The 23,192-nt window shown below is 62.6% G+C and carries 18 protein-coding genes; 9 read left to right on the forward strand and 9 right to left on the reverse strand.

Annotated features, from left to right (window positions below):
- Nucleotides 1-33 precede the first annotated feature (33 nt).
- The 4 genes from F4Y38_06080 to F4Y38_06095 all read right to left on the reverse strand — a co-directional run bounded on the left by F4Y38_06080 (nucleotide 34) and on the right by F4Y38_06095 (nucleotide 3,458).
- Nucleotides 34-1,269 carry a GNAT family N-acetyltransferase gene (locus tag F4Y38_06080; protein ID MXY48855.1) on the reverse strand — a complete coding sequence of 412 codons (1,236 nt, stop codon included), beginning with the start codon at nucleotides 1,267-1,269 and terminating at the stop codon, nucleotides 34-36.
- 46 nt (nucleotides 1,270-1,315) lie between these two features.
- The gene (locus tag F4Y38_06085; GenBank protein ID MXY48856.1) at nucleotides 1,316-2,314 is read right to left on the reverse strand and encodes a VOC family protein; all 999 of its coding nucleotides are present in this window, start codon (nucleotides 2,312-2,314) and stop codon (nucleotides 1,316-1,318) included.
- 19 nt (nucleotides 2,315-2,333) lie between these two features.
- Complete coding sequence (locus F4Y38_06090) at nucleotides 2,334-2,804, reverse strand: hypothetical protein (GenBank protein ID MXY48857.1); 471 nt, start codon at nucleotides 2,802-2,804, stop codon at nucleotides 2,334-2,336.
- Between the two features lie 147 nt (nucleotides 2,805-2,951).
- Nucleotides 2,952-3,458 carry a hypothetical protein gene (locus tag F4Y38_06095; GenBank protein MXY48858.1) on the reverse strand — a complete coding sequence of 169 codons (507 nt, stop codon included), beginning with the start codon at nucleotides 3,456-3,458 and terminating at the stop codon, nucleotides 2,952-2,954.
- Nucleotides 3,459-4,042: 584 nt separating this feature from the next.
- Between F4Y38_06095 and lon the strand changes: the two genes are divergently transcribed.
- The 4 genes from lon (at nucleotide 4,043) to F4Y38_06115 (ending at nucleotide 11,023) form a co-directional block, all read left to right on the forward strand.
- Nucleotides 4,043-6,541, forward strand: a complete 2,499-nt coding sequence (gene lon, locus F4Y38_06100; GenBank protein MXY48859.1) for an endopeptidase La — start codon at nucleotides 4,043-4,045, stop codon at nucleotides 6,539-6,541.
- A 71-nt stretch (nucleotides 6,542-6,612) separates the two neighbouring features.
- Complete coding sequence (locus tag F4Y38_06105) at nucleotides 6,613-8,154, forward strand: Do family serine endopeptidase (GenBank protein MXY48860.1); 1,542 nt, start codon at nucleotides 6,613-6,615, stop codon at nucleotides 8,152-8,154.
- Between the two features lie 213 nt (nucleotides 8,155-8,367).
- The gene (locus F4Y38_06110) at nucleotides 8,368-10,008 is read left to right on the forward strand and encodes a 2,3-bisphosphoglycerate-independent phosphoglycerate mutase (protein ID MXY48861.1); all 1,641 of its coding nucleotides are present in this window, start codon (nucleotides 8,368-8,370) and stop codon (nucleotides 10,006-10,008) included.
- 49 nt (nucleotides 10,009-10,057) lie between these two features.
- The gene (locus F4Y38_06115; GenBank protein MXY48862.1) at nucleotides 10,058-11,023 is read left to right on the forward strand and encodes an ROK family protein; all 966 of its coding nucleotides are present in this window, start codon (nucleotides 10,058-10,060) and stop codon (nucleotides 11,021-11,023) included.
- Nucleotides 11,024-11,094: 71 nt separating this feature from the next.
- On the opposite strand, the gene F4Y38_06120 is transcribed toward F4Y38_06115, so the two are convergent.
- Entirely contained in the window at nucleotides 11,095-11,571 is a 477-nt protein-coding gene (locus F4Y38_06120) for a MarR family transcriptional regulator (protein ID MXY48863.1), read from the reverse strand.
- Between the two features lie 853 nt (nucleotides 11,572-12,424).
- Nucleotides 12,425-12,931, reverse strand: coding sequence for a MarR family transcriptional regulator (locus F4Y38_06125; GenBank protein ID MXY48864.1), 507 nt, complete (start codon nucleotides 12,929-12,931; stop codon nucleotides 12,425-12,427).
- A 360-nt stretch (nucleotides 12,932-13,291) separates the two neighbouring features.
- On the opposite strand from F4Y38_06125, the gene F4Y38_06130 reads away from it, so the two are divergent.
- Together F4Y38_06130 and F4Y38_06135 are read left to right on the forward strand one after the other, a co-directional pair.
- Nucleotides 13,292-13,699: a type II toxin-antitoxin system VapC family toxin gene (locus tag F4Y38_06130; protein MXY48865.1), complete on the forward strand. Its 408-nt coding sequence runs from the start codon at nucleotides 13,292-13,294 to the stop codon at nucleotides 13,697-13,699.
- Between the two features lie 7 nt (nucleotides 13,700-13,706).
- Entirely contained in the window at nucleotides 13,707-13,946 is a 240-nt protein-coding gene (locus tag F4Y38_06135; protein ID MXY48866.1) for a type II toxin-antitoxin system Phd/YefM family antitoxin, read from the forward strand.
- A 92-nt stretch (nucleotides 13,947-14,038) separates the two neighbouring features.
- Here the strand turns inward: F4Y38_06135 and F4Y38_06140 are convergent, their stop codons facing one another.
- A complete protein-coding gene (locus F4Y38_06140) occupies nucleotides 14,039-14,344 on the reverse strand; it encodes a hypothetical protein (protein MXY48867.1) in 306 nt (101 codons plus the stop codon).
- Between the two features lie 517 nt (nucleotides 14,345-14,861).
- Between F4Y38_06140 and F4Y38_06145 the strand changes: the two genes are divergently transcribed.
- The 3 genes from F4Y38_06145 (at nucleotide 14,862) to F4Y38_06155 (ending at nucleotide 20,778) form a co-directional block, all read left to right on the forward strand.
- Nucleotides 14,862-16,142, forward strand: coding sequence for a TolC family protein (locus tag F4Y38_06145; protein ID MXY48868.1), 1,281 nt, complete (start codon nucleotides 14,862-14,864; stop codon nucleotides 16,140-16,142).
- 15 nt (nucleotides 16,143-16,157) lie between these two features.
- Nucleotides 16,158-17,588 (forward strand): efflux RND transporter periplasmic adaptor subunit, encoded by a 1,431-nt coding sequence (locus tag F4Y38_06150; protein MXY48869.1) that lies wholly within the window; start codon nucleotides 16,158-16,160, stop codon nucleotides 17,586-17,588.
- A gap of 85 nt (nucleotides 17,589-17,673) precedes the next feature.
- Nucleotides 17,674-20,778, forward strand: a complete 3,105-nt coding sequence (locus F4Y38_06155; GenBank protein MXY48870.1) for an efflux RND transporter permease subunit — start codon at nucleotides 17,674-17,676, stop codon at nucleotides 20,776-20,778.
- Nucleotides 20,779-20,848: 70 nt separating this feature from the next.
- Here F4Y38_06155 and F4Y38_06160 read toward each other — a convergent pair whose 3' ends face one another.
- Nucleotides 20,849-21,709 carry an NUDIX domain-containing protein gene (locus F4Y38_06160; GenBank protein MXY48871.1) on the reverse strand — a complete coding sequence of 287 codons (861 nt, stop codon included), beginning with the start codon at nucleotides 21,707-21,709 and terminating at the stop codon, nucleotides 20,849-20,851.
- Between the two features lie 22 nt (nucleotides 21,710-21,731).
- A partial coding sequence (mutS, locus tag F4Y38_06165; GenBank protein ID MXY48872.1) for a DNA mismatch repair protein MutS occupies nucleotides 21,732-23,192 on the reverse strand: 1,461 nt, incomplete at its 5' end.

Below are 23,192 nucleotides of genomic sequence, written 5' to 3' on the forward strand. Positions count from 1 at the left end.
GTAGATGCACTAGTCGGAGAAGCCTTACGAAACCTAGTACTCCCACCCGCACAACCCCGGCACGGGCAGGCGCAGGGTCCGGTCCAGCGCGGACAGCAGTTCAGGGGGACCGTCCAGGTCGTCGGTGACGGCCAGGCCGGTGGCGGGACGGACGCCGAGCCAGAGGCGGGTGAAGGCGCCCACCGAGGCGGTCAGCGTGGGCAGGGCGGGGTCGGCGCCGAGTCCGGCGCTTGATTCCGGACCGAGCGAAATCACGTACTCGCCGCTTATCCCGCGCCACGGCGCATCCGTATCCAGGTGCTTCTCGATCGGGTCGCGCAGCGCCAGGTTGAACCGCGCCGGCGGTCCGTCCAGATGGGTCTTGGCCATGCAGGCTTCCAGGTCGCAGATCCGGGCCTGCCAGTATCCATCACCCCGGATCAGGGTGTTGAATGATCCCTTTTCGGAGACCATCCTGGCCCGGAAGGGCTGTTTGATCAGGTCCTGAAGCTGCACGTCAGGGGGTTCGACCATCTGGAAGAGCCGGATCTGGTCGCCGAGGGATCTCATGAGCGCGAGCAGTTCCAGGAACTGGTCGTGGTCCTGGTAGGCCATCATGTAGATATAGCTGGGACCGTGTTCTTCATGGTCGCTGGCCCAGAAGAAATGGGTCAGCTCGCCGCCGGGGCCATCGCAATACCCCAGGAGGAAGGATTTCTCCGCATGATTCAGCTCGACCTGCAACAATTCCGCGGGATATAACCTGCAGCCGCCGTGCGTCAGCCTCCGGTTTATCATGGCGGCATGGATCATCTCCCAGTCGTCGGCTTTCAGGCGCCTGGGCACACGGAACGGACGGTCTACCGTGAGGTCGGCGGGATCGAAGCGTACCCTGTGGCCGTAGGGACCCGTGCCGAACCCCATCAGGTCGTAGAATCCCTGTTCGAACATGGTCAGCGTGCAGATCTCCACGCCGTTCGCCGCGTCCTGGGCGATGCGGTGCGCGGTTACCCGCTGGGCCAGGCGCTGTTTCCGGGCGATCCGGCTGGTCGTCACCCCCACGATGGCGGACATGGTGAGGTCTTCGTCCAGGTAACGGAACGTGCCGTCGGCCGACGAAGCCTGGCATTCGGCTTCACCGTTCACTTCAGCCACATCGGTCCGGGCTTTCTCCATGAACTGAGGCGCCCACTTGGCCTGTTCATCGCTGGTGATCCAGTGGACTTCCCGCCAGACCCGGATGATCGCGTCCTGGTCGCGTTTCGGGTCATAGGCCCTGATGATCGCCATTCCTTTTTCCTTCTACTCCTCGCCCCGGGCTACTCCTCGCCCCGGGCTACTCCTCGCCCCGCAGCATCCGGTGCAGGGTCTCGTTGTCCGGCGCGTCCTTGAAGACGTTCCACTCGAGGTAGTAGCCTTCCGGATCGTAGGCGACAAAGGCGCGGTAGCGGTCCGTTTCCTCGACCTTCTCCGAACGCATCTCAAAGGAACCATGGCTACTGACGTAGGCGTACCAGTCGTCGATGCGGTCCGTCCAGAAGGACATGGTGACGGCCTTCGTCTCCGTGAAGTTGTGCATGCCGCGTGTTTCGTCCACGAGGCCCATGTAGCCCGAGGGCGATATGCGGTAGATCTTGGTCCATCCCTGGTCCACGATCAGATCGAAGCCCATGACCTCTTCGTAGAACGCCTGGATCGCGGGCATGTCCTTGTAGTAGAACCACACCACGGTCGCCTTGAAACCCAGTCCCGGAGGCACGTTTGACGCCCCTTCGGCGGGATAGATGGTCTCGGTCTCGTTCAGCACCGGGATCAGCATCTCGTTCTCGGCGTGTTCGTTGAACCGCTCGAACTCCAGAAGATAGCCCTCGGGGTCGATGGCCACGAATCCGTGGTGGGGGCGTCCCTCGACCGGGTTGTACGGGAAGCGCATCTCCACGTCCTGGTCCTTCATGTAGTCCCACCACTCGTCGAGCTGGTCCGTGATGAGGGCGATGGCGACGGTCTTGGGATCGCTGGCGCTGTGCATGCCCATCTCTTCGTCGACGAGGGTGATGAAGGAACTCGGCCCCACGCGGAGGATCTTGGCGAACCCGTAGTCGGCCGCCACGGCGAAGCCCAGGGTCCGGGTGTAGAACGTCGTCGCCGCTTCCACGTCGGCGTAATACAGGAAAACGTTGCTGGCCGTCATGCCGTATTCGTTCATCGGATTCACGGGTGCGGACTCCTCTTCGGGCGGCGCGGGTGCTTCGGACGGTTCGGGCTCTGCGGACTGTCCGCACGCCACGGTTACGAGCGCCGCGCAGGCCAGCGCGGCAGTGAACTGGCGGATCATGATTCCTCCTTGCCGGGGATTACGGATCGGCCGGAAACTTGCAGTTGTAATGACAAACGCCGCAGGTGATGGTCAGGTCCTGCAGCGCCGAGTCGGCCTCGATGGCGGAACCGGTCTCCGCGGCGGCAATGAGCGTCTCGGCGCGTATCTGGAAGTCGGAGGCGTAGAACCCGTACCTGGAGGAGTCGTACCGCGGCGGCATCGTCGACACTTCCTCCATGATCTCCTTGAGATGGGTCACGTCGGACCCGATCGTCCCCAGCGAACCTTCTTCGACCGCCCTGGCGATGCCTTCGCAGAGCCGGGCGATCTCTCTCATATGCTCCTGGCGGGCCTCCATATTGGGATCGGGCGCTTCGATCTCGGCCGGTTCCGCTCCGTGGTCCTGGCTTTCACCGCCGTCTTCGCCGCCGCAACCCGCCACGGCCCATCCCGCGATCAGGAAGCAGGCCAGGGCGGAAGTCACGATCCGATTGAAAGGACGTTTCATGGGTGTTCCTCTTCTGGAGAAAGGGAGTTTCCTGGACGATTCCCGCCGGGGCGATTCCCGCCGGGAACACGCATATATTGACGATGGAACAGGCCAAAAGATCGTTCATTTAACGCACGGTCATCGCGCGGTATTGAAGACCTGCGCTCAATCGAAATTCAGGCTGAATACCACCCCAATCTGATCTCTGGCAATCATCGGTCTCATGGTCATAACCTGCTGATTGCGCTCGTTTATTCTAACGGCCGAAACTGGCGCATCGACCATGGACCACACGATGAAACCCAATGTCAAACCTATTCCTACATTACCCATACTATCGTTGTCTTTCCGATCGATATGCTTGAAGGATATCGAGTGCGTGAAGTTGTCTTCTCTTGAGAAGAAATACATGCCGATTCCTGTGGCAGCACCGACGAACATTGCGGAACCCTTGCTGTACTGTTGGTTATAGAACTGCCCGCTGCCCGTTATAGCAGTCGACAACAGAAACGCTATCCAGGGGTTCTTTTCGGTTACCCGCTCCTTTGGAGGAGTATAGAAATTTTCAGGCGATGTGATTTGGCCGTTATTAAGCATCATCACCTCTGTCTGTTGGGCATAGACCGGTGAGATGACCGCGGCAATCAATACAAATCCAAGAATGCGATACATGTGATCTTCCTCCATGGTGGGATTCAACAACAAGGTAGGAGAGTTGGCGATAAGGTCAATGAAAACTGCCCGGACGCAGATCGATTGCTTCGCAACACGCCGTGTACGCCTTATCCGGGAAACGCGTATCGTCCGATAAATGCATTTTGGACCGACAGTGTCCATGATATGCCAATTTGTCAATTGTTGCCACCCGAACTGCCAATTTGGCATATCGCAGTGAGAGCCTATCGTGCGCGGGGCCGGAATCGTCGTGCCGGCGCCCCAATTACATCCCACACAGGCTCGGAATCGCCGTTACACAGGCCTGAAATCGCCGTGGCATGATGTTTGCACCCTCCATCTATGCAGTACAGCACGAACTTTCGGGCCAAATGAAGCGTACAGGCCGGTTCGTGCGTATAAAGAGGGTAAGCTTACCGCGAGTCGCGGCCGGTCGTCCGCCGATTGGGTGCACCACAGGCAGGCACGCGCAAGCGTCCGACCGTCTTTCGAGCGGCCAGCCGTCTCCCGAGCGGCCGACAGTCTCTTGATGACGCGGTTCTTGATGTCGCGGAGCAAAGGCAGGGAAAGCGAGGTAGCGCATGGCCGAGGTCAAGGCACTCCAGGAAATCCAGACTAACCTTCAGGAAGATTCGGTAATCGAGTCTATCGCCGTGCTGCCCGTGCGCAACCTGGTCGTGTATCCCCACATGGCCGCCGCGCTGGTGGCCGACCGGCCGGGTTCCGTCAAGGCGCTGGACGAAGCGCTGCAGCAAGACAAGATGGTGCTGATCCTGGCGCAGCGGGACCCGGAGACGGACCAGCCGACGCCGGACGATCTCTACAAATTCGGAACGCTGGTCCGGATCTATAAGATGATGAAGCTGCCCGGGGACAGCCTCCACGCGGTCGTCCACGGGGTCGCGCGCGCCCGGGTGCTGGAAGTGCTCGAAACCGAGCCCGTCATGCGTGCCCGGGTGGAGCTTCAGGCTGAGCGGAAGAACGAGTCCATGGAGGGCAAGGCCCTGGCCCACAACCTGGCGGAGCAGTTCCAGCGCCTGATCGAACTGGTCCCGACCATGTCCGAGGAGTTGCGGATACCCCTGCTCAACCTGGAGGACCAGCCCTCCAAGATGGCCGATTTCATCGCCTTCTACCTGAAGATCTCCCTCGAAGACCAGCAGGCTATGCTGGAATTGAGCGACGTCAAGGACCGGCTGAAGGCGCTGACCTTCCTGATCGCCCAGGAAGTCGAAGTGGCGGAAACGGGCAGCCGCATCCAGTCGCAGGTCGAGGACAAGATGGGCAAGGCCCAGCGCGAGTACTATCTCCGCGAGCAGATGAAGGCCATCCGGCGGGAACTCGGCGAAGACGGCGAAGGTCAGGGCGAAGACCTGTCCGATCTGCGCGGGAAGATCGATGAGGCGGGCCTGCCGGACTTGGCCCGGGTGGAGGCGGAACGCGAGCTTCAGCGCCTGGAACGCATCCCGTCCATCTCCCCCGAGTATTCGACGCTGCGGACCTACCTCGAATGGCTGTCGGAACTGCCCTGGTCGGTCTCGTCGGAAGATCAGCTGGACATCGAGCGCGCCCGGGAGATCCTGGACGAAGACCACTACGGCCTCGAGAAGATCAAGGACCGCATCCTCGAACACCTGGCCGTGCGCAGCCTGAAGCCGGACCTGAAGGGTTCCATCCTGTGCTTCGTCGGACCGCCGGGGGTGGGCAAGACCTCGCTGGGCAAGTCCATCGCCCGCGCCCTGGACCGCCAGTTCGTGCGCATTTCGCTGGGCGGCGTGCACGACGAGGCGGAGATCAGGGGGCACCGCAGGACCTACATCGGCGCGCTGCCCGGCCGCATCATCCAGAGCATCCGCAAGGCGGGCACCAACAACCCGGTCTTCATGCTGGACGAAATCGACAAGCTCGGACGGGACTTCCGGGGAGATCCCTCCTCGGCGCTGCTCGAAGTGCTCGACCCGGAACAGAACGACACCTTCACCGATCACTACATCGATCTGCCCTTCGACCTGTCCAACGTCATGTTCGTGACCACGGCCAACATGCTGGCCGGCATTCCGGAGCCGCTGCGCGACCGCATGGAGGTCATCGAGCTGTCGGGATACACGGAAGAGGAGAAGATCGAGATCGCCCGGCGCTACCTCGTCCCGCGGGAACTGGAGACGCACGGGCTGTCCACCGAGGACGTGGTCTTCGACGACCGGGCAATCGGCCGGATCATTGCCGACTACACCCGGGAGGCGGGCCTGCGCAACCTGGAACGCAAGATCCGCGCGGTGGCCCGCAAGTCGGCCCGTTCGGTCGCCGAAGGGCAGGCGCCCCCCTTCCCGGTGTCCGAAGACGACCTTCACCGGTACCTGGGACCGCCCGAGTACTTCTCTGAGACCGCGGAGCGCACCGGCGAACCCGGCGTGGCCATCGGACTGGCGTGGACCCCCGCCGGCGGCGAGATCATGTTCGTGGAGGCCAGCAAGATGTCCGGCGGCAAGGGACTGACGCTCACGGGCCAACTGGGCGACGTGATGAAGGAATCCGCCCGGGCCGCGCTCACGTACGTGCGGGCGCACGCCGCGGACTGGCAGATCGACCCGGCGTTCTTCGGCGCGCACGACATCCATATCCATCTGCCCGTGGGCGCCATTCCCAAGGACGGACCCTCCGCTGGCGTGGCGCTCGTGACGGTGCTCACCTCTCTGTTCACGGGCCGGCCCGTACGGAACGACATGGCCATGACCGGCGAGGTCACCCTCCGCGGCAAGGTCATGCCCGTCGGCGGCATCAAGGAGAAGGTCCTCGGGGCGATGCGGGCCGGCATCACCACTATCATACTGCCCCGCCGGAACGAGAAAGACCTGGACGACGTGCCCGCGGCCGTCAAGGAGAAGCTCGGTTTCTGCCTGGTCGACCACATCGACCAGGTCCTGGAACTGGCGCTCATGGACAAGCCCGTCGAGACTGAGCCCGTCAACGATGAACCCGTCGACGCTGAGCCCGTCGACGCACCGGAAAGCGACGAGGCGTGGGCGGAGAGCCTTGAAGGCGGCGTGGCGGTTGCGCCCCGCGACGCGAATCTGAACTGAACGGGAAACTCGGTAAGACGTTATGTGAGGTATGGCGTAAACGATTGACGCCGGGACGCGCGCCCGGTAATATGCATTGTTGGATCAAGTTGGGTTCAGCCAGCAGAAAAGGGAGATCGAGCATGAAGGAGAAAAGGAAGTTCGGTAGCCTGGCCGCCGCGGCGTTGCTCGTCACGGGCATGGTGCTCGGGGCACTGTTCATTTCCAACTGGGACGCATCCGTTGCAGAACGGGACGTATACCGGTCGATCACGCCGGTCGTGGCTGCTGACCAGCGATCGCTTCAGGATTTCAGTGAAACTTTCGCCACCATAGCCGAGCGGGTGAAGCCTTCGGTGGTGCTGATCGAGAGTAAACGGACGGTCAGGCAAGCGCAGGCGCGTCGGTTCTGGAGTCCCTTCGAGGAGTTCTTCGGCGGCCGGCAGCAGCCCGATGTCCAACCCAGGCCGTTCTCGGGGGTGGGATCCGGGGTCATCGTGTCGGAAGACGGCTACATCCTGACGAACAACCACGTGGTGGAAGACGCGGAAAAACTGACCGTTCAACTGATCGACGAGCGCGAGGCGGAAGCGGAGATTGTCGGCCTGGATCCCCGAACCGATCTGGCTGTCATCAAAGTGGATCTCGATGAACTGTCCGTGCTGCCCTTCGGCGATTCAGACAAGCTGCGCGTGGGCGAATGGGTCATGGCCGTGGGCAATCCCCTGGGACGGAACCACACCGTCACGGCCGGAATCGTCAGCGCAAAAGGCAGGAACAGAGTGCTGCCGGTTGACGGCTCTTACGAAAACTTCATCCAGACGGACGCAGCCATCAACCCCGGGAACAGCGGCGGCGCCCTTGTCGACCTGGAAGGAAACCTCATGGGCATTAACACGGCCATCGCAACCCGGACCGGCGGGTACCAGGGCATCGGTTTCGCGGTACCGGCCAATATGGCCCGTGACATCATGACCCGGCTGGTTGAGGATGGACGCATAAGCCGAGGGTACCTGGGTGTTGGGATCAGTGATTTAGATGATGTCGTGGCCGAATCCATGGGGCTCGATGGTACTGACGGAGCGGTGATCAGCACGATCACCAACGACGGGCCGGCGAGAGATTCCGACCTCCAGGTAGAGGACGTGATCGTCGGGGTTGATGGCGTAGACGTGGAGAACTCGGACGACCTTCGCAAACGGATCGCGAGTATCGCACCGGGTACGGAAGTGGAACTCGAGGTTATCCGTGACGGCGAACCCGTGACGGTCGCGATCGAACTGGGCGAATTGCCCGACGGAGATCCCTCGCGTACCTCGTCGAGGGAGGATTCGCGAGAAAGAAGTCCCGCGAGCAACCTCGGCATCGATGTCATGGATGTTACCCGGGAATGGAGTCGTTTCTACGAATCGGGTTCGGGCGTGGTAATCACTCAGGTGCGATCGGGCAGCGTGGCCGAGGACAAGAACCTTCAGCGGGGCGACCTGATCCGCGAGGTGAACGGCGAATCCGTGTCCAGCGTACAGGAATTCCTCGGAATTGTCCGGCAGTTCGAAGCCGGCCAGGCGATCCGCTTCAGGATTCAGCGAGGCGACGCACAATTCCTGGTGGGGCTGCGGATTCCCGAAGAATAACATGTAGAATAACATATAGTCCGAACGGGAGACGCTGAAGCCGCGTCCGGCACACCGTCGCGCGTCCGGCACACCGTCGCGCGTCCGGCTTCCAGGAACATCATTTAACTCATCAGAAAACGCGGAGCGCCTTCCGCGTTTTCTTCATAATGAGCCCTTAGGCCGAAGGGTATCGGGTACCCGCATCGATACGGCCGGAGTACGTACTTCCAGATGAATGCTCCCGTCGCACTGGTCATCCTGGACGGCTGGGGCATCGCCCCCCGCGGCGATGCCAACGCCGTTCTGCTGGCGGAGACGCCGAACTTCGACAGGCTGTGGCAGCAGTATTCCCATACCATGCTGAGCGCATCGGGCGAAGACGTCGGTCTTCCGCCCGGGATCATGGGCAACTCGGAAGTCGGCCACCTCAACCTGGGCGCCGGACGAGTGGTCCGCCAGGAAGTCAGCCGGATTAACGAGTCCATCGACGACGGCTCATTCTTCGAAAACGCCGCACTCGTCGAGGTCCTGGAACGGCTTCGGGGGACGGGAGGCCGGTTGCACCTGCTGGGACTCACGTCGGACGGACTGGTCCACAGCGCCGAGAAGCATTACCTGGCACTGCTCGAAATGGCCCGGCGGCGGGGTCTGACCGGCGATCGCGTCCTGGTTCACGCCATCCTGGACGGCCGCGACACGTCACCCCGGAGCGCGCCGGCCTATCTCGAAACGCTGCAGGAGGCCATCGAGCGACTCGGTGTGAGCCGCATCGCCACCGTGACCGGGCGGTACTACGCCATGGATCGGGACAACCGGTGGGAGCGGGTGCGCAGGGCCTACGAGCTTTTTACCGTAGGAAAGGGGTACCGGGCCGGTACCGTGGCGGAAGCCGTACAGGCGGCTTACGACCGGGGCGAAACGGACGAGTTCGTATCGCCTACCGTGATCGGTGCGGCGCCGGACGGTCCCGCCAAATCAGCACCGGGACGACCCGCCAATGTAATCTCGGACGGCGACGCGGTGATCGTCTTCAATTTCCGGGCCGACCGGGGACGACAGCTCGTCCGGGCCTTCATCGAAACAAATTTCGACGGATTCGATCGCGGGGCCGTGCCGGACATACGCATCGCTACCATGACGCCCTACGATGCGCGTTTCGATGTGCCCTGCGCCTTTCGTCCCCCGGAACGCATGCGTAAAATCCTGGGAGAAACGATCAGCCTGGCCGGCCGGCGGCAACTGCGCGTGGCGGAAACGGAAAAGTACCCACACGTCACCTATTTCTTCAATGGCGGCGATGAGCGGCCCTTCGATGGCGAGGACCGGATCCTGGTCCCTTCTCCGCGGGACGTGGCCACCTACGACGAGAAGCCCGAAATGAGCGCGCCCGAGGTCGCGGCCCGGGTGGCCGATACCCTGCGCGGCGGGGAATACGACTTCGTGCTGGTGAATTTCGCCAATCCGGACATGGTGGGCCACACGGGTTCGCTCCCCGCGGCGGTCGCGGCCGTGGAAACGGTCGACCGGTGCCTGGGTGTGGTGATGGACGCGGTCCGCTCGGCCGGCGGTGGAGCGGTCGTGACGGCGGACCATGGCAACGCGGAGAGGATGGTCGACCCCGCCACCTCCGAACCCCACACCGCGCATACGACGAATCCCGTGCCGCTCATCCTCGTGGACGACAAGCGTGAATACGGACTGTTGCGCACTGGCGGGCGCCTGGCGGACGTGGCGCCGACCGTGCTGTCCATGATGGGCATTTCCTGTCCGGAGTCGATGTCGGGCACGGACCTGGCGGTCCCGGACATTCCGGCCGATCGCGCCGGTTCAAATAACCGGGCCAATCCGGCCGGAAGCACGGAGCGGGCATGAAGCGAGACCACGGCGGTCCGGCCACGTTTTCCGGAAGCACGGAGCGGGCATGAAGCGCGACCTGGTCATAGGCGTGGACCTGGGCGGAACCAACGTCAACAGCGCCGTCGTGGATGACGGGGGCCGCATATCCCACCGGGCCTGGCAGTCCATATCGGGCAGCCGAACCGCCGGGGAGGTGATCGACCGGTTGGCGGCCTGCGTCGAGACGACCATGGATTCCTGCGGCAGGGACCGCGTGGCGGGCGTGGGCGTGGGAACGCCCGGGTTGATCCCGGCCGATTCAGGTACCGTGGTCTACGCTCCGAACGTGCCGGAATGGGTGGATCTCCCGCTCCAGTCGCTGCTCCGGGAACGCCTGGAGCTTCCGGTGGCGATCGAGAACGACGCCAATGCGGCCGCCATCGGGGAACACTGGGTCGGAGGCGCCGCCGGTTACGCCAACATCATATGCATCACCCTCGGGACGGGCGTCGGCGGCGCGATCATCATGAACAACGAAGTCTGGCGCGGTTCAAACGGCGCGGGCGGCGAGATCGGCCATATGACCGTCGTGGAGAACGGCAGAATGTGCGGCTGCGGCGCGCCGGGGTGTCTGGAAGCCTATGCCTCGGCGACGGCCATCGCCGAACAGGCGCGGGAACTGTTGCGGGGCGGGCGGACGAGCGTATTGACGGAACTGGCCGGCAGCGACCCCGGCCGCATCGATGCCGCGATGATCGCCGAGGCGGCCGACCGGGGCGATGAGACGGCGCGCGAGGTGATGCACCGGTCCGCCACGCTGCTGGGCACGGCCGTCTCCAGTCTCACCAACCTGCTGAATCCTGAAATGATCGTTATAGGCGGGGGCGTCATCAAGGCGGGCGATCTGATCTTCGGCCCCGTCCGCGCGGAGGTGGCGCGGCGCGCCTACAAGTGGTCCGCGGGCATCCTCGAAATCGTGCCTGCCAGACTCGGCGACGACGCCGGCATCATCGGTGCCGCGCGTCACTTCATGTTGAGCCGTACCACGTAGCTTTGGATGTTCTGGAATGTTCGCTTAAGGCAGAACCAGGCGATCTGCGCTACCCGGTCGGCAGGCTGAGGCTACTCGTTGGCCCTGGACGAAACGCCGGACTGAACGATCTCCTTATGGGTCCGCAAGATCAGTTCCAGCGCCTTGACCACGGACTCCAACTGCTCCTGGTCCCACTTTCCGGCAACCCTCAATGCCGCCTCCCGGGCGACACGCCAGAACCGCTCCGTGGCTTTCTGTCCCTCTTCCGTCAATTCGCAGATGACCACTCTTCGGTCGTCGGGATCCTTGGTCCGAACTACCAGGCCTTTTTTCTCCAGGCGGTCTACGATCGATGTCGTGGCGGCCAGCGTGTTCTTCAGGTAGTAGGAGATCATCCCCATCCGCATGGAACCCATCTGCTTCAGCATGACCAGGGTATTGAACTGGGAAATCGAGAGGTCCATCCCCTGCCATTCATGCAAACGGCCGCTGTACATGATCCGGTTGATTTCTTCCACGGAACTCAGGTAGCGGTCCGAGATATCCTGTCTGCGTTCGTTGTTCAAATCGGACACCAGGGTTTAAGCGAGCGGTTCGTAAGGCAACTTTTCTGCGGGATCGAATGGTTCCGATTCTTAAGCAACAACCCCGGGAACGGTCGACCCAGCCCGGAAGGCGAATGCGGTACTTCCTTCGGTTCTTTCGGGTCGTACCTGCGTCAGTTAAAACCGAATGATCCGATGCAAGGAATGTACTGTGAAAAATCATACACTTCAACAAAACTGATAAGAAACTATCCAGCAAATTAACAATTGTCAAATCAAACTTTAACTCGGCTAAGTTATTTCCCATGACCTTCGGTGTGCGCTGCCGCGATACGGCGCCGGAGCGATTTCACCGGGATTCAGCGGGGCACGCTGAATCCGTCCGATCTGGAACGGTCCGATAAAGCGGGCGACAAGATACGGTCCGAAGGGTACACGAAGGCGGATGGCGGCGACGATTACCGGTGAGCAGGTAGGACGCCGATCACCAGGTGGGAAAAGGTGACGATTACTGGGGTTCTTTGGCGGTCATCGCCTTGAAGAGATCAAGGTCCGTCGATCGCCGGGTGTGGATATGGCGGCACCCGCCCTGGGGGAGCAGGAAACCGGCGGCCACCGGAGCGCGTCAGACGGCGATCACCGGATTTGAGCATATGTGTTGATTACGGGACGGAGAAGTACGGCGCCCCTTGCGGGTTGGCATCACGGCGCGGGGTTGGCTCCCGACCCGGTCGGGCCACCGGGAGGAGGTTGGCGTCCCGGCGTTGATTGGCGTCCCGGCGTTGATTGGCGTCCCGGCGTTGATTGGCGTCCCGGCCTGGTCGGGAAGGACCGCTTCCATACGGCCAGCGGGACGCTTCCTGCTGGTCCGGCTTTACATCTTGTTGAACAGCCTGTCTTTGTTTGGATCCGAAACGATGCAGACAGACCTTTCCTCGTCGGTGCTCCATAACGATTCCAGCGACTCGACCACGGACTCGAATTGCTTGAAATCCCATTTTTCGGCTACCTTTTTCGCGCGAATCCTCGTATGGTTTATGATCCGCTGCGTAGCCTTCCTGCCATCATCGGTAAACTCGCAGATGACCACTCTGCGATCGCTCGGATCCGAACTTCGCTGCAGGTAACCCTTGCCAACCAGGTGATCTACGATGATGGACATATGCGGCAGCTTGCTGCCCAGGTAATTCGCCAGGGCACCCATCCGCGTGGGTCCGTGGTGGTACAACATCATCAGTGTGTTTGCCTGGTGCGCGTTCAATCCGAGTTTCTTCAGCTCGCCAAGACGTTCATTGTGCATCAACCGACTCAGATGTTGTATCGCACAGACAAACCGGTCCGTCAACTCTCCCCTGACACCTTCTCCCATTGCACCGTTCATGAGCGCCTTCCCCGAATACGTGATTAACGTGCGTATATACGGCCCGTGGTCCAATGTCTATAAGGTGACGATGACTCAGGCTTTGGAAGTGCGTCGGTCCAAAACCGCCCATTCTACCTGAGTATAACGGTAAAAGTGTGACCAGTGTGTGAATAATTGACGCTGAAAGAGGATAATTGTGAGAAAAATCACGAAATGACCACGTGGAACCCCCTTTAAACGGCGTCCCGCGTCTTTGAGGCCGGACTACGCTTAGTGATCCTTCCGGTAAACTACATAGGCCCGGGTATACGGATCATTTGCGGTTTTCATTGACATGATAATGTACAATTGTACAATATCATAAAAGGAGGTTTCTGCATGAATATGGTCATCGATACATCGGCGATTATCGCATCGGTCATGCGGGGTCCTGAACGGGATGCCCTTGCCGAAGCGGCTTCGGGTCATGTCCTCATCGCGCCGGGATTCGTACGGTGGGAAGTCTGCCAGGCCTTGTCCGTCATGATTCGGCAGAAAGGTATAGACGTCGTGGAAGCGCGAAGAGGGATGGAGATCCTGGATAATATACCCTTGCGTTACGTGGACGTGGACATGGAGCAGGTTCTTTCGATCGCGTCTCGAATGAAGGGGGTGGCGGCAGACGCGTTTCTGCTGGAGACCGCCGTCAGGTACAACGCGCCGCTGTTGACCCTGGACCGGTCGTTGGGCCGCGCCGCGGAGTCGCTCGGTATTGACGTGGTGCGAATGGGAAATCAGGGGGGCTGACTACACCATGGACGTATATACTTATTCCGAAGCGAGGCAGCATCTGTCGAGTTTGCTCGACGAAGCGGAATCGACCGGCAAGGTCATCATTCGCAGGAAAGATGGTCGGCGATACGCCGTCGTCCCCGAACTGCCACCCGTATCACCGCTGGATATGCCGACGGTCGAGACGAGCATCACGGTGAAGGAAATGGTCAAACTCGTGAGACGCCAGCGCGTCAGGGGAAAAAAGAGGGGATCCGAGTGAGAAAAGCAGTCCGCGTTTGAGGCCGGCCCGGCCCCGTATGCGGCCCGATGGTTTGGTTTTCGTTTGCGATTTCACCCGGATGTGCGTAGATTCTACGTATTGATCGCCGTTGATTCCCCGGAGTATCCGTTCATGAAAAGGCTGACCAGGCAAACCAGGCTGACCAGGCTGACCAGGCTGACCAGGCGATTCACTGTCCTCATGCTTGTTCTCTCGATGTCGTCACCGTCCCTGGCGGTTACGGCCGCGGTAGGCACGTCGTGCATCACGGCATTGGCCCCGACTCCCGCCGCGACTCCCACCGGCGGCGTGCACGCCTGTTGCGCGACGACCCCGGCACCGGTCTCATGCGCGACAGCCCATACGCCGGATACATGCGCCGAGGGGACGCTGGCCATGTCCTGCTGCAGCGTGGAGCCGGCCCCTTACCGGCAAGCCGGGACGGCCGCGCTTCCCGCATCCGTTCCCTTTCAACCCGATCAATTGGACCTGACCACGCCGCTGCGGGGATTCCAGGTGGTTGAACCGGTGGTTCTTGTCACGCGATGGTCTTCCGACATGGAAACCAACCGGTCTCCACCCCCATTGCGCACACTCTACTGCACCTACCTCATTTAATACTCCTTTCTCCATAGCGTAACAACAGGCCGTGCGCGTAACCCGCGACGCGTAACCGGTATCGTGTACCTGGACTTTCGGATACGTTGCTGTCCGGCTTCCGGTGCGTCCCGGTCGCAATGCGGTGCGTTTCCGTCGCAATGCGGTGCGGCCGGGCCGGAGTGCGGTACTTCTCGACCGCAATGCGACGCGTCCGGTCCGGAATCTGGCGCGGTATCCCTTCAGGGGCCGCCCATTCGCTCGCCCGGCCGTTTCAACTGGCAACCATTCATCTGTATTTAACCGAGGAACAGGCCCATGTCCGTATTCCCACGATACGCGGGCGTTCTGATCGCATTACTGGCTACGTCTCTCGCCCTGGCTTCCGCCGTTCAGCCGGCCCGGTCGCAGACGCCGCGCCTCGAGGCGCTGGTCGCCGAGGCCCTGGACCGCAGCCCGGCCCTGCAGGCGGCGCGTCAGCGCAGGGCAGCGGCGGAGCACCGTCGGCCGCAGGCAGCATCCTACCCGGACCCGACATTGTCGTACACGCGGTGGCTGTCCGCCCCGGAAACGCGCGTCGGGCCTCAGCGTAACGTGCTGGCCTTCGGTCAGACGATCCCCTATCCGGGCAAACGGAGCCTGCGCGGCGACATGTCCGGAGAAGAGGCGGCGGTCGAAACCGCAGTCATCCAGTCCATCGCCCGCGATATCGCCTATGAAGTAAAGTCCGTCTACTACGATCTCTACCGGGTCGACCGGTCCCTGCGCATCCTCGAGGACTACCTGGTATTGCTGGAGACCTTCACCGCCGCCGCGGAGGAGAAGTACGCCACCGGAAGCGGTTCGCAGGCCGACGTGCTCAAGTCCCACGTGGAAGCGTCGGAGATTGTGAAGCAGCGCATTACGCTGGAAGGCGAGCGCAGCGCCCTCGCGGCCCGGCTCAACGGCGTGCTGAGCCGCCCGTCCGATTCGCCGGTCGATCCGGTGGCGTCCATTGACACCACGAGATACGCGCAGCCCGAGTCCATGGTGGTCGAACAGGCGCTGGCCGTCCGTCAGGAGCTGGATGCGGCCGACGCCCGGATCCGTCGAAACGAACTGGGCGTCCGCCTCGCCCACCTCGCCAGCCGGCCGGATTTCATGGTGCAGGGTTCCTATATCACCGTTCCGAAAATCGGAGACCATCCGGCTTCGGACGCGGGAAAAGACGCATTCGGCGTCATGCTGAGCGTGAATATGCCTGTGTTCAGGAGTCGCACCCGGGCCGAAGTGCAGGAGGCCATGGCGCGGGTGGAAGAAAGCCGGCATGCCAGGCAGCGCATCCGGGATGCCGTCACGGCGGAAGTCGCGGGGGCCTACGGTCAGCTCAGCCATTCCGGGCGGGCCCTCGACGTCTACGAGCAGGGCCTGATCGTCCAGGCGGAAAGCAGCGTGCTGGCGACGCTGGCCGCCTACCAGACGGGGCAGATGGACTTTCTCAACCTGCTCGACGCGGAACGCATGGTGCTGCGTACCCGGCTCGGTTACGTGGCGGAAACGGCAAACTACCGCAAATACCTCAGCCAGCTGGAACGGGCCGCCGGAGGATCGCTCCCGTAGCCACAGGAGGATGTCATGGGATTCGTCAAACAAACAGGCCGCGGGGCGTCTCGGTTACTGGTCTTTCTGTGGCTGGCCGCCACGGTGGCCGTCGCGCCGGCCGCAATGCTCGCCGGTTGCGGCGACCCCGAGTCGACGGGCACGTCCGAGAGCGGCGAAACGGCGCAGGTCCAGTTGTGGACGTGCGGCATGCACCCGAACGTGATCGCGGAGGAGCCCGGCCAGTGTCCGATCTGCGGGATGAACCTGACGCCGTTGAAGCGTACGGCCGAAGCGGATGAACTGGCCGCGGGGGACGAGGCCGCGGATGACCAGGCCCCGGCCGCCGACGCGGGGCGCGAGACTGAAATGGAACACGAGCATGCGGATGATGAAATGTCCGCGGCGTCCACGGACGAATCTACCGGTACATCCGGCGGCGCGGCCATCGTGATCGACCCGGTTACCATACAGAATATCGGCGTCCAGACCGCGACCGTCCAGGAACGGCGGCTGACCCGGTCCATACGGACGGTCGGCCACCTGGACTACAACGAGGAGATGTTCTCCCGGATCAACGTCAAGTACGCGGGGTGGATCGAGAAACTGTACGTGAACGAGACGGGCCAGCAGGTCGCCGGGGGCGATCCGATGCTGGACATCTACTCGCCGGAGCTCGTTGCGGCGCAGGAAGAATACCTGCTGGCATTCCAGAACGTGAAAAACCTGGAGAACAGCACGTTCGAGAACATCACGCGCGGCGCGGAGTCGCTGCTGGACGCATCGAAGCGCCGCCTGCTCTACTGGGACGTGACCGAGGCGCAGATCCGGGAACTCGAAGAACGGGGCACGATCGCCCGGACGATGACCATTCATGCGCCTTCGAAAGGCATCGTCGTGGAGCGGATGGCCGAACTGGGCATGCGGGTCACGCCCGGCATGGACATGTACCGCATGGCCGACCTGTCCACCATCTGGGCCTTCGCCCACGTGTACGACGCGGATGCTCCGTGGCTGAGTCCGGGGCTGGCGGCCGAAATGGAACTGCCCTACAATCCGGGGAAGGTCTATCGCGGCACGATCGATTACATCTATCCCTACCTCGACCGCGCGTCGCGGGACATCAAGATCCGGCTGGTCTTCCCCAACCGGAGTCTCGAACTGAAACCCCAGATGTACGCCAACATCCGCCTGTCTACCCGCAGCGTGCGGCCCGTGCTCGTGATCCCGGGCAGCGCGGTCATTCACAGCGGCGAGCGCAACGTGGTCTTCATAGCCCTCGAAGGTGGCCGGTTCGAACCGCGCGAGGTGATCCTCGGCATGGAAGGGGAGGGCGGCTACGTGCAGGCCGCGAGCGGCGTCCGCGCCGGCGACCGGGTCGTGACTTCGGCCCAGTTCCTGATCGATTCGGAAAGCCGGCTTCAGGAGGCGATCCAGAAGATGCTCGACCACCGGATGATGCATTGACCGGGGCGACCGGGTCGACCGGCCTGCACGGCCCGTTTGGCCTGCCCGTCCCTTCCGGCCCGACCGGAACTTAAAGGAATCCATCATGTTGCAACGCATTATCGAATACTCCGTCAGGAACCGGTTCCTGGTGATCCTGGTCACGTTGCTGCTGATCGCGGGCGGAACCGTGGCCCTGGTGGAGATCCCGCTCGACGCCATACCGGACCTCTCGGACGTGCAGGTGATCGTCCTGACCGAGTATCCCGGCCAGGCACCCGATGTGGTGGAGGACCAGGTGACCTACCCCCTGACCACGGCCATGCTCGCGGTGCCCTACGCGGAGACAGTCCGCGGCTACAGTTTCTTCGGGCTCAGCTTCGTGTACATCATCTTCGAGGACGGCACGGACATCTACTGGGCCCGCAGCCGCGTACTGGAGTACCTGAGCTACGTGACCGACCGCCTGCCGCCGGGCGTGAACCCCGCGCTCGGGCCCGACGCCACGGGCGTGGGTTGGGTCTACCAGTACGTGCTCCGGAGCGACCGGCACAACCTGGCGGAACTGCGGAGCATCCAGGACTGGTTTCTCCGGTACGAACTCACCTCGGTCAACGGGGTGTCCGAGGTCGCCAGCATCGGCGGCTTCGTCAAGCAGTACCAGGTGGAGGTCGACCCCAACAAGCTGCTGGTCTACGACATACCGCTCAACCGGATCAAGACGGCGATCCAGCGAAGCAACAACGACGTGGGCGGCCGGGTCGTGGAAATGGCGGAGACCGAGTACATGGTCCGCGGGCTGGGTTACATCCAGTCCGTGGAGGATCTGGAGAACGTTGCCCTGGGCGTCGACGGATTCGGGACGCCCGTCTTCCTTCACCAGGTCGCCCGGGTCACGACGGGACCGGAACTTCGGCGGGGACTGGCGGAATGGAACGGCGAGGGAGAGATCGTCGGCGGCATCGTCGTCATGCGGTACGGCGAGAACGCCATGGAGGTCATCCGGAATGTCGAGGAGAAGCTGGAGTCGCTCAAGTCGGGCCTGCCGGAGGGCGTGGAGATCATCACGGCCTACGACCGTTCGAACCTCATCGAACGAGCCATCGACAATCTGAGCGACAAGCTGCTGGTGGAAAGCCTCATCGTCGCCCTGGTCTGCATCATCTTCCTGGTCCACTTCCGTTCGGCCCTGGTGGTCATCCTCACCCTGCCGATCAGCGTGCTCGCCGCCTTCCTCGTCATGTCCTGGCAGGGGATCAACGCCAACATCATGTCCCTGGGCGGGATCGCCATCGCCATCGGCACGCTGGTGGACGCCGCCATCGTCATGATCGAGAACACGCACAAGCACATGGAGCGGGACCGCGGGAAGAAGGACCACTGGCGGATCGTGCTCGACGCCGCGAAGGAAGTGGGGCCGTCTCTCTTCTACTCGCTACTGATCATCACGCTCTCCTTCGCGCCGATCTTCGCCCTGCAGGCCCAGGAGGGCCGGCTCTTCAAGCCGCTGGCCTTTACCAAGACCTACACGATGGCCGCGGCCGCCCTGCTGGCCATCACCTTCGTGCCGGTCGTGACGGGGTACCTGGTCCGGGGCCGCCTGCTGCCGGAGCGCAGGAACCCCCTGAGCCGGCTGCTCGTCTTCCTCTACCGGCCCGTGATCCGGGCGGCGATCCGCGTGAGGTGGCTGACGGTCGGGGTCGCGGTCGTCGCCCTTTCGGCCACGTGGTATCCCCTGCAGCGGATCGGCTCCGAGTTCATGCCGCCCCTCTACGAAGGCGACCTGCTCTACATGCCCACCACGGACCCGGGCATATCGGTCACCAAGGCGCGCCAGCTCCTGCAGCAGACCGACAGGATCATCGGTTCCTTCCCGGAAGTGGACCGGGTCTTCGGAAAAGTGGGAAGGGCGGACACGGCGACCGATCCCGCGCCGCTGTCCATGATCGAGACCACCATCATGCTCAGGCCCGAGGAGGACTGGCGGCCGGGCATGACCCGCGAGGGGCTCGTGGAAGCGCTCAACGACGCCATCCAGTTCCCGGGGCTGACCAACGCGTGGACCATGCCCATCCGAACCCGGATCGACATGCTGTCCACGGGGATCCGGACCCCGGTCGGCATCAAGATCATGGGGGACGACCTGGCCGTGCTGTCGGACCTGGCCCAGCAGGTCGCCGTCGAGCTGCAGGACCTGTCGGGGACGCTCAGCGCCTTCCCCGAGAAGACCCTGGGCGGCAACTACCTCGACTTCGAGATCGACCGCGTCGAGGCGGCCCGCTACGGGATGACCGTGGGCGACGTGCAGGACATCATCATGTCGGCGGTGGGCGGCGTGGACGTGACCTATACGGTGGAGGGACTGGCGCGCTACCCGGTAAACATCCGCTACGCCAGGGAGTTGCGTGACGAGGTCTCGGACCTGAGGCGCGTCCTGATCCCCACGTCCTCGGGGGCGCAGATTCCCATCAGCCAGGTGGCCGACATCCGGATCCGCAAGGGACCGTCGGGGATCAAGTCGGAGAACGCCCGGCCCACGGCCTGGGTGTATGTGGATCTCCAGGATACGGACATCGGCGCCTACGTCGAATCGGCCCGCCGGCTCATCGCGGAGCGGGTCTCGATGCCCGTGGGATACAGCATGGTGTGGAGCGGACAGTACGAGTACCTGGAACGGGCGCAGCGGCGCCTGCAGATCGTCGTTCCGGTCACCCTGGCCATCATCCTCCTGCTCCTCTACATGAACTTCCGCAACGTGGTGGACAGCCTGATCGTCATGCTGTCGCTGCCCTTCGCGCTGGTGGGCGGCGTGTGGCTGATGTACCTGCTGGACTACGATTTCAGCATCGCGGTGGGGGTCGGCTTTATCGCCCTGGCCGGCGTGGCGGCGGAGACGGGGGTCGTCATGCTGCTCTATCTCAAGCAGGCCTACCGGGACCGCGTCAGCCGCAACGCGCTCAACACCCGGCGGGATCTATACGAGGTGGTCATGCACGGGGCCGTGGAACGCGTGCGGCCCAAGATGATGACGGTGGCGGCCACCATCGCCGGCCTGATGCCTATCATGTGGGGCACGGGCACCGGTTCGGAGGTCATGCAGCGCATCGCCGCGCCCATGGTCGGCGGCATGGTGACATCCACGGTGCTGACCCTCGTGGTCATCCCGGTCATCTACTACATGGTCAGGTCGTGGGGGTTAAGGAAGGCTTAGGGAGGGTTTTGAGAAGAACCAGTGCTTACGCATTCAGCCAGGGGAATCAAAGGGAGGTAGATACTGACTACTACGCCTGGGATCCGACATCTGTCCGCGAGCGTACGTACTCTTGGAATTCCAGGTGTCGTAAATACACCTCTATGCACCGCCGGCCGGTGACACACAGATCCAGTTCGTTTAGCGCCCGTGCGGAGTCGATGTACCGAATAGCCTGACCTTCGCCCAGCACAAGGTCATCTATGGGGACGTCGATGGGGACGATATAGAGATTCCGTATGTCCGTGCCATCGAAGAAAGTTGCCAGTAGATCGTAGTCGGACAACCGATATCCAATCTCCTCCTCCACCTCCCGTACCAGGCCTTCTTCCGGGCTTTCGTTCTCCTCTACGTGACCCCCGATGAGGCTCCACTGGTTCGGGAAGATGATGCGGGGATCGTCGTCGCGCAGGTTGACGAGGATGTCGCCGGCGGGGTTGACCAGCATGGCGGAAGAAATAACGGACACGGTAGGTTTTCGTGAGCGGGCGTAATCCTGGAAATCCAGGTATCTCAGGTAAACCTCTATGAAACACCGGCTGGTGACACAGAGATCCAGTTCAGTGAGCGCTCTGGCGGGGTCGATGAACCGAATGGCCTGTCCTTCGCCCAGGATAAGGTAATCGATGGGTACATTAATTGGCGCCAGATACAAGTGCCACACATCCGCTCTGTCAAAGAATGTCGCCAGCAGACTGCGGTCGGTTACCTCGTAACCAATCTCCTCCTTCACCTCACGGATCAGGCCCTGTTCGGGGTCTTCCTTTTCTTGTGCGTACCCCCCTATGAGACTCCACTTGTTCGGGAAGATGATGCGGGGATCGTCGTCGCGGAGGTTGATGAGGATGTCGCCGTCTGAGTTGACCAGCATTGCGGAGGAGATGACGGACACGGCTGCATCCTTCTGAACAGAGCTAATCACCGTCGGGGCCGGCGGCTTTCTGCTGGAGCCGGTACAGGGCGTTCATGGCTTCGACCGGCGTCATGAGGTCCAGGTCGAGTTCCTTGATGTCCTCGACGACCGGATGGTCCGCCGGCAGGAACAGGCTGAGCTGGTATTCGGCGCCTTCCGCCTTCGGCCTTCCGTGGCGCACCGGGCTCGGTCCGCGGGGCGTGTCACCCGCACCATCCGGTCCTCCCGCCGCGCCCACTCCCTCCACGCCGTCCACGCCGTCCGCAGACAGATCCTCATCCTCCAGGTCGGCCAGGATGACCCGGGCCCGTTCGACCACGCTGCGCGGCAGACCGGCCATGCGCGCCACCTGGATCCCGTAGCTCCGGTCGCTCCCGCCGGGCATCACCTTTCGCAGGAACACGATCTGGTCTTCCTGTTCCCGGATGGCTACGTTGTAGTTGGCGATCCGGTCGAGGCTCGACGCCAGTTCGATCAGTTCGTGGTAGTGCGTGGCGAAGAGGGTCTTGGCCGCCCGTTCCGTCGTGTTGTGGAGGTATTCCGTGACCGCCCAGGCGATGCTCAGGCCGTCGAAGGTGCTCGTGCCCCGGCCGATCTCGTCGAGAAGGACGAGGCTTTGGGGTGTCGCGTTGTTGAGGATGTTCGCGGTCTCGTTCATCTCGACGAGGAAGGTACTCTCGCCCCGGGCCAGGTTGTCGGAGGCGCCCACGCGGGTGAAGATGCGGTCCACGATGCCGATCTTCGCGGAGCGCGCCGGGACGAAGGAACCGATCTGGGCCATGAGGACGATGAGGCCCACCTGGCGGAGATAGGTGCTCTTGCCGGCCATGTTCGGCCCTGTGATCAGGGCGATCTGTTTCGTCCGGTTGTCGAGCTGGGTATCGTTGGGCACGAAGGCCTCGCCCTGCAGCAGTTGCTCCACCACCGGGTGGCGGCCGTCGTCGATTTCCAGGACCGGGCCGTCCACGATCTCCGGGGCCACGTAGTCGTTCCGGACGGCCAGTTCCGCCAGCGCGGTCAGGAAGTCCAGCTGCGCGATCGCCCGGGCGTTGCCCTGGATCTCGCCCAGGCTCGCGGCCACTTCCTCCCGCAGTTCGAGGAAGAGCGTGTATTCCAGTTCGCCGATCTTCTCCTCGGCGCCCAGGATCTTCTCTTCGTACTCTTTCAGCTCCGGCGTGATGAACCGCTCCGCGTTGCGCATGGTCTGCTTGCGGATGTACTCGCCTTCCAGCCGGTCCAGGTTCGGTTTCGTGACCTCGATGTAGTAGCCGAAGACGCGGTTGTAGTCCACTTTGAGGGACTGGATCCCGGTGCGTTCGCGCTCCTTTTGCTGCAGTTCGGCGATCCAGCGCTTTCCGCCCGAACTGATTACCCGCAGGTCGTCGAGTTCCTCGTTGTACCCCCCCCGGATGAGCCCGCCCGGCGGCCGCCAAAGGGGCCGATGGTCCAGCAGGGCCCGCGC

This window comes from Gemmatimonadota bacterium (assembly GCA_009838645.1).
Taxonomy (GTDB): Bacteria; JAAXHH01; JAAXHH01; order JAAXHH01; family JAAXHH01; genus JAAXHH01.